Here is a 13,524-nt window from a genome sequence, read left to right as displayed (position 1 = left end):
GTGCGGGACGTGTTGGCAAAGCTGCTGCCCGGCTGGCAGGCAGGCGAAACGGCGGGCCTGGCCACGGTGGTCCGCACCTTCAAGTCAGCGCCGCGTCCGCCGGGCGCGTCCATGGCGGTTACCTCCGGCGGGGAGGCCATCGGCTCCGTCTCCGGCGGCTGTGTGGAAGGCGCGGTGTACGAGCTGGCCACCGAGGTGGCCGCGAGCGGCCAGCCCGCGCTGGTGCGCTACGGCATCAGCGACGACGAGGCGTTCTCGGTGGGACTGACCTGCGGCGGAATCCTCGACGTCTTCGTGGAGCCGCTCTCCCGCGGGACCTTTCCCGGGCTCGACGAGGTTGCGGCCGACATCGCCGCTTCCCGCCCGGTGGGCATCGCCACGGTGATTGAGCACCCGGATCCGGCGTGGCTGGGGCGGCATCTGATCGTCCGTCCGGACGGCTTCGACGGCGATCTGGGAACAGAGCGCGTCAACCACGCCGTCGCGGACGACACCCTGGGGCTGCTGGCCGCTGGCCGGAACTCCACGCTGACCTATGGGCCCGACGGGCACCGGCGCGGCGAGGGGATGCGGATCTTTTTCGGCAGCTTCGCGCCACGGCCCCGAATGCTGGTCTTCGGCGCCATCGACTTCGCCGCGGCCCTGGCCCGGATGGGAACCTTCCTGGGCTACCAGGTCACCGTCTGCGATGCCCGGCCGGTCTTCGCCACCCGCGCGCGCTTCCCGGAGGCGGACGAGGTGGTGGTGCAGTGGCCGCACCGGTATCTGACCGAGCAGCTGCAGCAGGACCTGCTGGATGAGCGCACCGTCATTTGCGTGCTGACCCACGACCCCAAGTTCGATGTGCCGCTGCTGGAAGTTGCCCTGCGCGGGGGCAAAGCTGCCTACGTGGGCGCGATGGGCTCACGGCGCACGCACGACGACCGCCTGCAGCGGCTGCGCGAAGCGGGCCTCACCAGCGAGGAACTGTCCCGCTTGCACAGCCCGGTGGGACTGGATCTGGGGGCACGTACCCCGGAGGAAACCGCGGTGTCCATCGCGGCCGAAATCATCGCCCGGCAATGGGGCGGCGGCGGCCAACCACTGGGCGAACTCAGTGACCGGATCCACCACGACGAGGCGCATGAGCCTCCACCGCAAACCGCACCATCTCTGCAGCCCGGTCGGTCAGCCTGATCCCCTCGGGCCAGACGATCTTCACGTCCACCGGGCGGACCGCTGGCTCGATCGGCAGCGCCGTGAAGGGTCTGCCCTCATACGTGGCGTCGCCGGCCGGGCGCTGCACCAGTACCGAGTAGCCGATGCCGCGCCCCACCAGCGAACGGGTCAGCTCGAAATCCGTGGTCCGGTACCGGATCCGGGGCACCACCGAGGCGTCCCGGAACACCGCCATGGTGTGATGGCTGCTGGGCGGGGCGTCCAGCAGGATCATCGGCTCCTCGGCGAGCTCGGCCAGCGCCACTGTTTCCCGGCTGGCCAACCGGTGGCCGGCGGGCAACAGCGCGTAGGCCTGCATGCTGTCCAGCTGCACCGACTCCAGCCCGGGCCGCAGGTCCATGTCATACACGATGGCCAGGTCCAGTTCGCCCGCCACCAGCTTGTCCTGGACTGCGTCCTGGGTTCCTTCGACGAAGTCCAACTGCACTTTCGGGTGCTCGGCGGCGAAGAATTCAAGCAGCCCGGGGAGAATGGTCGGCGCCAAGGTCAGGTAGCAGCCAACCACCAGCGGGCCCGCCAGTTCTCCCCCGCCGCTGCTGGTGCTGAGTTCCAGTTCCTCGGCTTCGCGCAGGAAGGCCGCCGCCCGCGCATGCAGCTGCCGGCCCGCCGGGGTCAGGCTGACTCCATGGGCCTTGCGCCGGACGGTCAACTGCGTGCCGAAGATCCGCTCGAGCTCTTTCACCGCCGCTGCCACCGCGGTCTGCGAGACATGCAGTTCGTCCGCTGCGGCGGCAATGGTGCCGGCGTCGGCCACCGCGACGAAGTACGCCAGCTGCCGCAGCGTGTACCGGACCACGAAGACCTCCTGACGCCAGCATGCTTCCAAAGTTTTTCGGTGGATAATTCCGCAAAATATGAACTTTACCGGCGGATATGTCTGCTGTCACACTCATTCGAGACACGCCTCACGCCGCGACGGTGAGAGGTAAGCCGGAATCCGGGATGCAGGTCCCGGCCGCTACTCGCCAGGAGACCGAGCATGACCACCGCAGCTACCGCCGCCCACCCGGTTCCCACCGCGGATTGGGTCACCATCCCGGACCTCTACCGGAACCCGTATCCGATCTACCAGAAGATGCGCGCCGAGTCCCCGGTGCACTGGGTGCCCGCGGTCAACCGGTACATGGTCACCAGCTACCAGGCCTGCCATGTGATCGAGCAGGACCAGGAACGCTTTTCCGCCGACGAGACCAACTCGCTGATGAAGCGGGCCATGGGGCACTCGATGCTGCGCAAGGACGACCCGGAACATGATGTGGACCGGAAGTCCTACGGAAACGTGCTGCGGCCCAAGGCGATCAAGGAACATTGGAACGCCATTTTCCAGACCAACAGCGACAAGTATCTGGCGCAGCTGAAGGCGGCGGGATCGGGCGCCGACTTCATCTGGGACTACGCCGCCCCCTACGCCGCGGAAAACCTGCGCCTGATCATGGGCTTCCACAACGCCAGCCAGGAAGACATGCAGCGGTGGTCGCAGACCATGATCGACGGCACCGGCAACTACGCCGACGATCCCGAGGTCTGGGCCAAGTCGGAACAGTCCTACAACGAAGTCGACGACGCGATCGACGAGATCCTGCCCTACCTGCGCAAGAACCCAGACTCCAGCCTGCTCTCCGGCATGACGTCGATGCCGATCCCGCTCGAAGCCATCCGGGCGAACATGAAGATGACCATCGGCGGTGGGCTGAACGAACCGCGCGACGTCCTGGGCACCACGGTGTGGGCGTTGTTGGCCAACCCGGAGCAGCTGGCCCAGGTGCTGGCCGATGAGACGCTGTACGCCCGGGCGTTCGAAGAATCAGTGCGCTGGGTGGCCCCCATCGGCATGTACCCGCGGGAGACTACCGCCGAGACAGTGCTCGAAGGCGTGCAGCTGCCGGCTGGCGCCCGGCTCGGCATCGTGGTGGGCGCTGCCAACCGCGATCCGGCGGTCTTCGAGGATCCGGAGTCGTTCAATATCAACCGGGAGAAGAAGCCGCATCTGGCCTTCGGCGGCGGCAACCACTTCTGTGCCGGCGCCTGGGTGGCCCGGGCCTCGGTGGCACAGATCGCCATGCCGCAGGTCTTCCGCGAACTGCCGAACCTCCGCTTGGACCCGGACAACGCGCCGGTAGACGCCGGCTGGGTCTTCCGCGGCATGACCAAAATGCCGGTGCTCTGGGGCTAAGGCCCGGCGCTTCTGCCCCTCCCCTCCCCAACCTCCCCGCCTACAGCAAGGACAATTCCCCATGGCAAAGATCAGCTTCCACCACTCCGACGGCAACGTTGATGTCCTGGACGTGGACCCCGGCACCTCGCTGATGCGGGCCGCGGTCACCAACGGCGTGGCCGGCATCGTCGGCGAATGCGGCGGCCAGGCCATGTGCGCCACGTGCCACGTCTACGTTCGGCCGGAGTACCTCGACGGGCTGCCGGAAATCGGCGACGACGAAGAGGAAATGCTCGACTGCACCGCTGGTCCGCGGGACGAGACGCGCAGCCGGCTGGGCTGCCAGGTTGTAGTCGGCGATGGGCTGGAGCAGATCGAAGTGGACGTCCCCGACGACCAGATCTGAACCCTGCGGGCCCGGCGGGCGCCGGCTGACGTGAGCGACCCGCAACCTAAGCTGGCCAAATCCGCCACCGCTACCGCCAACCGTCGCGCCATGCTGCACCTACGATCAAGGTTCAGACCCAAACAAGGAGAAGAATCTTGGCGAAGATCACCTACCACCAGGCCGACGGGAACGTCGATAGCCTGGACGCCGAGGCCGGCATGACAGTCATGATGACAGCGGTGATCAACGGTGTTGACGGAATCATCGGCGAATGCGGTGGGCAGGCCATCTGCGCCACCTGCCACGTTTACGTCCGGGACGAATACCTCGACGGCCTGCCCGCCATCAGCGCCGCCGAAGAAGAAATGCTTGAAACCACCGCTTCTCCCCGCGATCCGGCCCGCAGCCGTCTTGGCTGCCAGCTCACGGCCGGAGACCACTTCGATGACATCGAAGTCGACATTCCCGACGAACAGAGCTGACCCGGCCGCCGCGGCCGGCCGGCCCGCCCCTTACCGAAAGGCCCTCCATGAACGCGATGAGTACTCCTGAGAACGTGGTTGTTGTTGGCAACGGCCAGGCCGGCATCCAGTTGGTGGATTCGCTGCGCAAGGAAGGCTGCACCGGTGCGATCACGCTGCTCGGAGAGGAAACGCACCACCCGTACCAGCGCCCGCCGCTGTCCAAGGACTACCTCGCCGCCGGCAAGGACCCGGTCCCGCTGCCGCTGCGCCCGGAAAAGTTCTTTACTACCAACGACGTCGATGCCCGCCTCGGTGTGCACGTCACCTCCATCGACCGCGCGGCCAAGACCGTCACCCTCGACGACGGCAGCACGCTGGCCTATTCGACCCTGGCGTTGGCCACCGGCGCCGCCAACCGTGAACTCACCGTGCCCGGTGCCGACCTGGCCGGCATCCACGGCCTGCGCACCCTCACCGATGCCCAGGCCCTGCATGCCCGCCTCGACACGGTGCGCTCCGTCGTCGTGATCGGGGCCGGTTTCATCGGCCTGGAGTTCGCCGCCGCCACCCGCGCCCGCGGCCTGGACGTCACCGTCCTCGAGTACGCCGACCGGCCGATGGGACGCGCCCTGACCCCGGTGATGAGCGGCTTCTTCGCCGACGCCCACCAACGCCTCGGTGTGAGGCTGCGTCTGGGCGAGGGCATCTCCTCTTTCGACGGCAACGACGCCGGGCACGTCACTGCCGCGGTGTCCACCACCGGGGACCGCTACCCGGCGGACCTGGTCCTGGTCGGCGTCGGCGTCACCCCGCGCACCGAGCTCGCCGAAGCCGCCGGCCTGGAAGTGCAGAACGGCATCGTGGTGGACGGCAACCTGCGCACCTCCGACCCAAACATCTACGCCCTCGGCGACTGCGCCTCCTTCCCCAACACCCACGCCGGCGCCCGCACCCGGCTCGAATCCGTGCAGAACGCCACCGACCAGGCCCGCCACGCCGCCGCCGCCATCCTCCGCTCCCATTCCGGGAAGGCCGAGACCGGCTCCGGCGCCGGCGGCGAGTCCAATGGCTACGCCGACCTGCCCTGGTTCTGGTCCAACCAAGGACCACTGCGCCTGCAGATCGCCGGTCTGGTAGCCCCTGGCGACCAGACCGTGCTCCGCGGCAACCCCGCGGACGAGAAGTTCTCCGTCTTCTGCTTCCGCAACGGCACCCTGGCCGCCGTCGAATCCGTCAACCAGCCCGCCGACCACATGGCCGCCCGCCGCCTGCTCGCCGCCGGACGCACCCTCACCCCCGAACAAGCCGCCGACCCGGACTTCGACCTCAAGGCCTACTCCAAACAGCAACCCGCCACGGTGTAACGCGGCGGCGGAACGTAGGTCTAGCGCGGACGCGGGCGGCGCGGTTTCGCGCGGGCACAACATCGGCACGGTTTAGCGCGAACTCGGGCGAGGCACGGCCCAGCCCTGCCGCGGAGCCGGCTCGGTCTTGTCCGACGCGGGAGCCTCGCGCGGGAGTGCGTCACTCGGGCCCACTACCTCTGAGCGCCCTCACCGCATGGCCCAGCACTGCCTCCGCCCGCGGGCTGAGGACCATGGTCTCCGGCCAAATGGCACACATCGTGGTTGGGGATACCGGCGGCGATAACGGGCGGACCGCCACGTCCCTGCCTTCAACGGTCACGGCCGGAGCTTCCGGCCGTGACATCAGCAGCGCGTAGCCCAGCCCCCTACCGACCAAGGCCTGCACCAGCACCACTTGGGGCATCGAGGACACGATGCGCGGGCGAAGTCCCCGGTCCGCGAAGACCCGGTAGGTATTGGCGGTGCTGGGACTCGATTCGTACATGATCAGTGGTTCGTCGGCCAGATCGGCCAGATCCACCGTTGGCCGGGCGGCCAGCGGATGCTCCGGGGGCAGCACTGCCTGCAGCTCAGTCCGGTAGATGGTGCGTTGGTGATAACCGGCCGGGAGTTCCATGTCGTAAACCATGGCCAGATCCAACTGGCCGGCATCCAGCGCAGGGAGCAGCTCGTCATGCGAACCGACCGTCACCTCCACGCTGATTCCCGGGTATTGTTCCGGCAGCTGATCGAGCACCGCAGGCAGGACTGTGCTGGCAAAGCTCGCGAAGCAGCCCAGCCGCACCGGCCCCTTGAGCTCGCCGGCGGCACCCGCCAGGTCGTTGATGAGCGCATCAGCATCCCGCAGCAGCAGTCGGGCACGTTGGGCAAAGAACTGCCCGGAAGGGGTCAGCTGTAGGCCACGCGCTTTCCGCCGAACGCAGAGCTGTTCACCGGCGGCACGCTCCAGCGCCGTGATGGCTTGCGAGAGCGCGGACTCGGAGATACTCAGGCTCGCTGCCGCTGAGCCCAACGTCGGATGATCCGGCAGCGCCGCAAAGAGCTCGAGCTGCCGCAGCGTGAAGTCAGCCATTGTTCTTCAGTCCGATCAAAGATGTTCATCTGTTTTCTGAAGTTTACTGATAGAAGTAGTGCGTGTCACAATGAGTGATAAGTTCAATAGTTGCGCTCATCACAGATGGAGGACCCCATCGGCAACGGCGCGACGAACCGTTCACGATCGGTTCCCAACAGCGGAAACGATCGGCGGCGAGCCACCGGCGTCGTCGTTCCTCTTCCCCTTGCACCATCACCATGCCGATCTCCTCGGTGTGACCGTTCCTGAAGGACATCATGAGCACTGCAGTTTCAGGGCGCTCGACTGCCGCGAACCAGCGTCGCGTCGCGTTTGCCACCATCGTCGGCACCACCATTGAGTGGTACGACTTCTTCATCTACGCCACCGCGGCTGGCCTCGTGTTCGCGGAACTTTTCTTCAAACCCGCGGGTGATTCCATCGGCCTGCTGCTGGCGTTCGCGTCCGTCGGCATCAGCTTCCTCTTCCGCCCGCTGGGTGCCTTCCTGGCCGGCCACTACGGCGACAAGATTGGCCGCCGCGCCATGCTGGTGCTGACGCTGATCCTGATGGGCGGCGCCACTACCCTGATCGGCTTCCTGCCCACCTACGCGACGGCGGGCGTGCTCGCGCCGATCCTGCTGCTGCTGCTGCGCATCCTGCAGGGCATGTCCGCGGGCGGCGAATGGGGCGGCGCTGTGCTGATGGCTGTTGAGCATGCGCCCCGGAACAAGCGTGGCCTCGCCGGTTCCTACCCGCAAATCGGCGTGCCGCTGGGCATGCTGCTGGCCTCGGGCGTGATGGCCCTGATGACCGGCGTGATCTCCCCCGGCCAGGCATTCATCGAGTGGGGCTGGCGCGTACCGTTCCTGCTGAGCGTCGTTCTGATTGTGGTCGGCTACATTGTCCGCAAGACCGTCGAGGAAAGCCCGGTCTTCCAGGAGATTGCCGAGGCCAAGCAGCAGCGCAGCGTTCCAGTGGTTGAACTCTTCAAGAAGCACTGGCTGCTGGTCATCCTGGCCGCCATGGTCTTCGCGGGCAATAACGCGGCGGGCTACATGACCACCGGCGGCTACATCACCAACTACGCCACCAACCCGGACGGACCCATCGGGCTGGACCGCACCCCGGTGCTGCTGGCCATCACCGCGGCCGCCGCCGTCTGGCTGGTCTTCACGCTCGTGGGCGGCATCCTCTCCGACGCGATCGGCCGCAAGAAGACCTACCTGATCGGCTACGCAGCGCTAGCGCTGACCGTCTTCCCGCTGTTCTGGCTGGTCAACACCGGCAGCATCTGGATGCTCCTGCTGGCTCTGGTCCTCTTCAGCGTCGGCCTCGGCCTGACCTACGGACCGCAGTCGTCCTGGTACAGCGAGATCTTCCCCGCCTCCATCCGGTTCTCCGGGGTTTCGATCTCCTACGCCCTCGGCGCGATCATTGGCGGCGCCTTTGCCCCCACGATCGCCGCCGCGCTGGTGCAGGCCACCGGCACCACCACCTCGGTCTCGGTCTACCTGCTGGTCATGATCGTGATCTCCGTGATCGGCGTGTCGCTCCTCCGCGACCGCAAGGGTATCGACCTGAGCATCAAGAACCAGGCCGAGCAGGAAGTCGGAGCCACCATCATGGACAAGCGCCGCGGCGTCTCCACCGACGACGCCGTCAAGGTGGGCGTCTGAGCAGACGTGCTGCGCTGACTCAGCGCCGCTAGTCAACAGGCTGGCTGCGCTGATCCAGCGCCGCTAATCAACTCATCAGGCGGGTGCCTGGCCGGAAGCAATTCCGGCCGGGCACCCGCTCTTTTTGTCCGGTCTTCAGTTCGTTCTGCCATCCGTGCCTTTACCTGTCAGCGTCCGCTGGCCGCGCCCGGCTGTCCCTCACGGATTCGCGTCTGCTGCTGGCTGCACGCCGTCATTGTCGCGGCAGTGATCCGGGGCCCGGTCACCTACCGGCAGTTATCGGTGGCCTGGTCAGGCGGCGTCCTCTTGGCGCCATCCGCGTGCACGGAGCGCCACCGCGATTTTCTCGACCGCCCGTCTGGCGCCGTTGGCCATGTGCCGCTTGGAGATGCGCACTTCGTCCCAGTCGGCTGCCCGCGCGCGTTCTTCCCGCTCAATGTCACGGGCGATCTGGCCCGAATCGCTGTGACCCTCGCCGTCGTACTCAATCGCGATGCGGTACTCGGGCAGCGACAGGTCAGGGCCATGCAGGGCGTTTCCGTCGCGGTCGATAATGGGTCTGTTGACCTCGGGTTCCGGAAACCCGGCGCGGAGCATGGCCAGCCGCAGCCTGGTTTCCGGCGGGGAGTCCGCTCCCACACGCGCGAGCGCCAGCGCCTCGAGGGCGTTTCGCCGACCGCTCTTTCCCGGGTGCAGGAACAACAACGCGTGAAGTTCGTCCTTGGTAGCGAACGGCTCGAGCCGGCCATCGAATTCCGGCCGAGGAATGCGCAGCAGGTGGTCCGCAATCACCACCAGGTCGTCCAGATCCAGCCCTGCCGCCAGGTCCAGCCACGTGCGGGCACGGGTAGTAAGGAAAACCCCGTCCACAACGGTGACCTCTCCGGGCAGGATGCGCGAACGGTGGCCCATCACCCCGGCCCGCTGCATGCGACCGCCGCCGCTAGGGCGTGAGATGTGGACTCGCCGGTCATATCGGCGGCGTTCAGGTTCGGGAAAGTCCCACAGGCGTGCAGCAGTGTCATGCGACGCCGCGCAGCTGCCACTGATCCTGGTCAGGGGCCTGACCCGCGCCGCTAAGTCGGGCTCAGCCTCCCGGTACATTCGTACCCCGCGGCTGATGCGAACCAGCCGCGTGCTGTCAAGCTGCGTCCTGGTCAGTCCAGCCCTGAAAGCGTCCTCAAACGTGAAGGCTGAGTTTTGCAGGTGCACAGGCAGTCGAGGAGGCCGCCCGCGCATTCTCCCCGCTGGCTGATCAGTGCTCCGCACCGGCTCTGCCCCTCCGGCTGCTGGCGCATCTTCGTCGCCGTTGGACTCGTAGGACATACCGCATTATCTGCAACGGTTGCCGGAGGCGCTGGAGTTCTCCACAGGTTGCCGCATCCGGTGGAGAGAAAACGGGATAACCGGCAGCGTTTTATCGGCGTTTCTCTCCACCGGATGCTGGGAGATCCACCAGCGCCGGCCCCTGGCCGCGCCGTCCAGCCATGCAGAAGGGCCGCACCCGCGGTTTCCGGCGGGTGCGGCCCTTCTCGGCGCTTAGAGTGCCGGCGGCTCGGCGCTCAGTTCCGGCGGGCGCGGTTCTTCTCGGCGCTTAGAGTTCCGGCGGCTGAGCGCTCAGAGCCGGCGGCTTAGCTTGCCTGGCGTTCGGCGGCTTCCACCACGTTGGCCAGCAGCATCGCGCGGGTCATCGGGCCGACGCCGCCGGGGTTGGGCGAGAGCCAGCTGGCCACGTTGCGGGCCCCGGGCTCCACATCGCCGGTGACCCGGGCCTTGCCGTCTTCGTCCTCGACCCGGCTCACACCCACGTCCAGCACCACGGCACCCGGCTTGAGGTCGGCAGCCTTGATCATGTGCGGCATGCCTGCGGCGGCAATGACGACGTCGGCCTCGCGCAGCTCCGCGGCCAGGTCCAGGGTTCCGGTATGGGCCAGGACCACCGTGGCGTTGATCGTCTTGCGGGTCAGCAGCAGCCCGAGCGGGCGGCCCACGGTGACGCCGCGGCCCACCACCAGCACGCGCTTGCCGGCCAGTTCGATGTCGTGGCGGAGCAGCAATTCCACGCAGCCGTGCGGGGTGCAAGGCAGCGGCGAGTCCAGCGGCTCGCCCACGTTGAGCACCAACCGGCCCAGGTTCATCGGGTGCAGCCCGTCGGCGTCCTTGGCCGGATCGATCTTCTCCAGGATGCGGTTGGTGTCGATGTGCTTGGGCAGTGGCAACTGCACAATGTAGCCGGTGCAGGCCGGATCCGCGTTCAGCTCGTCGAGGACTGCTTCCAGTTCCTCCTGCGAGATGGTGTCCGGCAGGTCGCGGCGGATGGACTCGATGCCCACCTCGGCGCAGTCCTTGTGCTTGCCGCCCACATACCACTTGCTGCCCGGGTCATCCCCGACCAGGACGGTGCCCAGACCGGGCACAATGCCCTTGGCCTTGAGCGCCGAGACCCGCTCGGTGAGTTCGCTCTTGATTTGCGCGGCGGTGGCTTTGCCGTCCAGCACGCGCGACGTCGGCGGGGTTGAGTACAGGTTCATATCACCACTCCTCGTGGCCCGGGTAGAGCGGGAAGTCGTCGGCCAGTTTCTTGACGCGGGCGCGCAGCGCGGCAACGTCCGCCCCGCCCTTGAGCGCGGTGGCGATGATGTCGGCAACCTCGGTGAATTCGGTGGAGCCGAAGCCGCGGGTGGCCAGCGCCGGGGTGCCGATCCGCAGGCCGGAGGTGACCATCGGCGGGCGCGGATCGAACGGCACGGCGTTGCGGTTGACCGTGATGCCGGCCTCGTGCAGCAGGTCTTCGGCCTGCTTGCCGTCCAGATCGGAGTTGCGCAGGTCCACCAGGACCAGGTGCACGTCGGTGCCGCCGGTCAGCACCGAGACGCCGGCCTCGGCCACGTCCGCGGCGGTCAGGCGTTCGGCCAGGATCCGGGCGCCTTCCAGCACGCGTTCCTGGCGCACTTTGAATTCCTCGCCGGCGGCAATCTTGAAAGCCACGGCCTTGGCCGCCACCACATGCATCAGCGGGCCGCCCTGCTGGCCCGGGAACACAGCGGAGTTGACCTTCTTGGCAAAGGCCTGCTTGCCCAGGATCACGCCGGAGCGCGGGCCGGCCAGGGTCTTGTGCACCGTGGAGGTGACCAGGTCCGAGTGCGGCACCGGGTTCGGATGCAGGCCGGCCGCGACCAGCCCGGCGAAATGCGCCATGTCGGTCCAGAAGTAGGCTCCGACCTCGTCGGCGATGGAGCGGAAGGCTTCGAAGTCCAGCTGCCGCGGGTAGGCGGACCAGCCGGCCACGATCACATTCGGGCGCTCGGCCAGTGCCTGTTCGCGGACCTTGTCCATGTCCACCCGGAACGTCTGCGGGTCTACTTCGTAGGCGGCCACTTGGTAGAGCTTGCCGGAGAAGTTCAGCTTCATGCCGTGCGTCAGGTGTCCGCCGTGCGCCAGCGACAGGCCCATCATCTTGTCGCCTGGCTGGATGAGGGCGGAGAGGGCGGCAGCGTTGGCCTGGGCACCGGCGTGCGGCTGCACGTTGGCGAATTCCGCGCCGAAGAGCGACTTGGCCCGCTCAATCGCCAGGTTCTCGGCGACGTCCACGTGCTCACAGCCGCCGTAGTAGCGGCGTCCCGGGTAACCCTCGGCGTATTTGTTGGTCAGGACCGAGCCTTGGACTTCGAGCACCGAACGCGGTGCGAAGTTCTCGGAGGCGATCATTTCAAGGGTGTCGCGCTGGCGGCCGAGTTCGGCATCGATCACAGCGGCGATTTCAGGATCAACCTGGGACAACGGCAGATCGGTCACAGAGGGCGTGGAAGTCACGGGGAGAATCTCCTGGGTGGTGGGCTTATCTCACTGCTACAGGCCAGATTACCGGGTGCAAGTACCGCACGCATGACGCGTTACCAGCCCCGGACACACTCCGGCCCAAACGTGACCTTACGTCCCAGGCGTGCGATCCGTGGTCTGCATCTGCAGGAGCGGCAACCGAGGTATCCCGTCCCTGCTGCCGCTTCCTGGTGGTGTCCCACCTAACGCCAGTCGCGGCGAGCCAATCGTAACAGCCGGTCAACCCGCCGGCCGGTCGGAAAGCGTGACCTTCACCGTGCTGGTGTCGCTGCCGCGGCGGATTTCCACGGTGACCACATCGCCCGGATCGTGCTTCCGCAGGACGGCCAGCAGGTCCTCGGCCGTTTCCAGGTCCTCTCCGTCCACACTCACCAGCACGTCTCCGGGCTGGATTCCCGCTTTGTCGGCCGGGCCGCCGTTGGTCACATTGAGCGCCACCACGCCGCCGGCCTGCGGCATCCCCAGCTGCTGTGCGATCTCCGGCGTGATGGTGGCAGGAGCCAGCCCCATGAAAGCGTGTGTGGCGGCACCGTTTTTGAGCAGTTCCCCGGCAACTTCCTCAGCGGTTGCGGCGGGAATGGCGAAGCCCAGCGACACCGCACCGGCTTCCGGCGGAATGTAGGCCTCGCTGATACCCACCAGCTGGCCCCGCGCATTGACGACGGCGCCGCCCGAGTTGCCGGGGCTGATTGCGGCGTCGGTCTGGATTAAGTCCACCAGCGCCAGGCTGGACGAGGATGAGCCGGGGATGGAACGGTGCAGGCCGGAGATGATGCCGGCCGTGGCAGTATTCTCGAAGCCCAGCGGCGAACCGATCACCACCGCCAGTTCGCCGATCCTCGGCAGTCCCGGCGCGAACGTGACGGCCGGGAGCCCGTCGCGCCCGGTCCGCACCAATGCCAGATCGGACACCGCGTCGGTCGCCAGCACCTGCCCGGTGCTGCGCTGTCCATCGGCAAAGGCCACTTCGACCTTGGTGCTGTCGCCGACCACATGTTCGTTGGTCAGGATCAGCCCGTCTTTGGAATAGACCACGCCGCTGCCCAAGCCGCCCTTGGTGAAAATGGTGACTACGGACGGCTGCACGCGCTGCACGATGTCCGGAATGCCGCCGGCAGCCTGCGCTCCCCCGGTTTGCCCGCCCTCGCCGCCCTGCGTCTGGGTGGCTCCACCGCTTGTAGCCGGCCCTGGACTGCCGCCGCCGGTGCAGCCGGCCAAGGCTACGACTACTGCGACGGCCAGCATGACCCGCATGGGTCTGCTGCGCAGCGGGTTTCGACGTTCCAGATGCGTCATGGCACGGCCCTCCGTCATCGCTGCTGCCACCCTAGCGCCATCGGGGCCGGGAGAAAACGGTTT

At 67.2% G+C, this 13,524-nt stretch carries 12 protein-coding genes; 6 read left to right on the top strand and 6 right to left on the bottom strand.

Annotated features, from left to right (window positions below):
• On the top strand, positions 1-1,176 hold the full coding sequence (locus ACWF5H_RS10215) for an XdhC family protein (RefSeq protein WP_452036621.1): 1,176 nt from the start codon (positions 1-3) through the stop codon (positions 1,174-1,176).
• On the opposite strand, the gene ACWF5H_RS10210 is transcribed toward ACWF5H_RS10215, so the two are convergent.
• Positions 1,094-2,014: a LysR substrate-binding domain-containing protein gene (locus ACWF5H_RS10210; RefSeq protein ID WP_452036620.1), complete on the bottom strand. Its 921-nt coding sequence runs from the start codon at positions 2,012-2,014 to the stop codon at positions 1,094-1,096. The genes ACWF5H_RS10215 and ACWF5H_RS10210 overlap by 83 nt on opposite strands.
• 183 nt (positions 2,015-2,197) lie before the next feature.
• Here ACWF5H_RS10210 and ACWF5H_RS10205 point away from each other — a divergent pair, with 183 nt between their 5' ends.
• The 4 genes from ACWF5H_RS10205 to ACWF5H_RS10190 all read left to right on the top strand — a co-directional run bounded on the left by ACWF5H_RS10205 (position 2,198) and on the right by ACWF5H_RS10190 (position 5,589).
• The gene (locus tag ACWF5H_RS10205) at positions 2,198-3,391 is read left to right on the top strand and encodes a cytochrome P450 (protein WP_452036618.1); all 1,194 of its coding nucleotides are present in this window, start codon (positions 2,198-2,200) and stop codon (positions 3,389-3,391) included.
• 61 nt (positions 3,392-3,452) lie between these two features.
• Positions 3,453-3,779: a 2Fe-2S iron-sulfur cluster-binding protein gene (locus tag ACWF5H_RS10200; protein ID WP_452036616.1), complete on the top strand. Its 327-nt coding sequence runs from the start codon at positions 3,453-3,455 to the stop codon at positions 3,777-3,779.
• Between the two features lie 137 nt (positions 3,780-3,916).
• Positions 3,917-4,243, top strand: a complete 327-nt coding sequence (locus tag ACWF5H_RS10195) for a 2Fe-2S iron-sulfur cluster-binding protein (RefSeq protein ID WP_452036614.1) — start codon at positions 3,917-3,919, stop codon at positions 4,241-4,243.
• A gap of 56 nt (positions 4,244-4,299) precedes the next feature.
• Complete coding sequence (locus tag ACWF5H_RS10190) at positions 4,300-5,589, top strand: NAD(P)/FAD-dependent oxidoreductase (RefSeq protein ID WP_452036612.1); 1,290 nt, start codon at positions 4,300-4,302, stop codon at positions 5,587-5,589.
• 160 nt (positions 5,590-5,749) lie between these two features.
• Here the strand turns inward: ACWF5H_RS10190 and ACWF5H_RS10185 are convergent, their stop codons facing one another.
• Entirely contained in the window at positions 5,750-6,664 is a 915-nt protein-coding gene (locus tag ACWF5H_RS10185) for a LysR family transcriptional regulator (RefSeq protein WP_452036610.1), read from the bottom strand.
• A 260-nt stretch (positions 6,665-6,924) separates the two neighbouring features.
• Between ACWF5H_RS10185 and ACWF5H_RS10180 the strand changes: the two genes are divergently transcribed.
• The gene (locus ACWF5H_RS10180) at positions 6,925-8,325 is read left to right on the top strand and encodes an MFS transporter (protein WP_364646775.1); all 1,401 of its coding nucleotides are present in this window, start codon (positions 6,925-6,927) and stop codon (positions 8,323-8,325) included.
• Positions 8,326-8,616: 291 nt separating this feature from the next.
• On the opposite strand, the gene ACWF5H_RS10175 is transcribed toward ACWF5H_RS10180, so the two are convergent.
• The 4 genes from ACWF5H_RS10175 to ACWF5H_RS10160 form a co-directional block, all read right to left on the bottom strand.
• Positions 8,617-9,255, bottom strand: a complete 639-nt coding sequence (locus ACWF5H_RS10175; protein ID WP_452036608.1) for an endonuclease domain-containing protein — start codon at positions 9,253-9,255, stop codon at positions 8,617-8,619.
• 701 nt (positions 9,256-9,956) lie between these two features.
• A complete protein-coding gene (locus ACWF5H_RS10170; RefSeq protein ID WP_452036606.1) occupies positions 9,957-10,856 on the bottom strand; it encodes a bifunctional methylenetetrahydrofolate dehydrogenase/methenyltetrahydrofolate cyclohydrolase in 900 nt (299 codons plus the stop codon).
• 1 nt (position 10,857) lies between these two features.
• Complete coding sequence (glyA, locus tag ACWF5H_RS10165) at positions 10,858-12,138, bottom strand: serine hydroxymethyltransferase (protein ID WP_452036605.1); 1,281 nt, start codon at positions 12,136-12,138, stop codon at positions 10,858-10,860.
• Between the two features lie 246 nt (positions 12,139-12,384).
• Positions 12,385-13,479, bottom strand: coding sequence for a S1C family serine protease (locus ACWF5H_RS10160; RefSeq protein ID WP_452036604.1), 1,095 nt, complete (start codon positions 13,477-13,479; stop codon positions 12,385-12,387).
• Positions 13,480-13,524 lie beyond the last annotated feature (45 nt).

The sequence above is a fragment of the Arthrobacter sp. NPDC055138 genome, from assembly GCF_053607305.1.
This window is presented reverse-complemented; position numbering and strand designations above follow the sequence as displayed.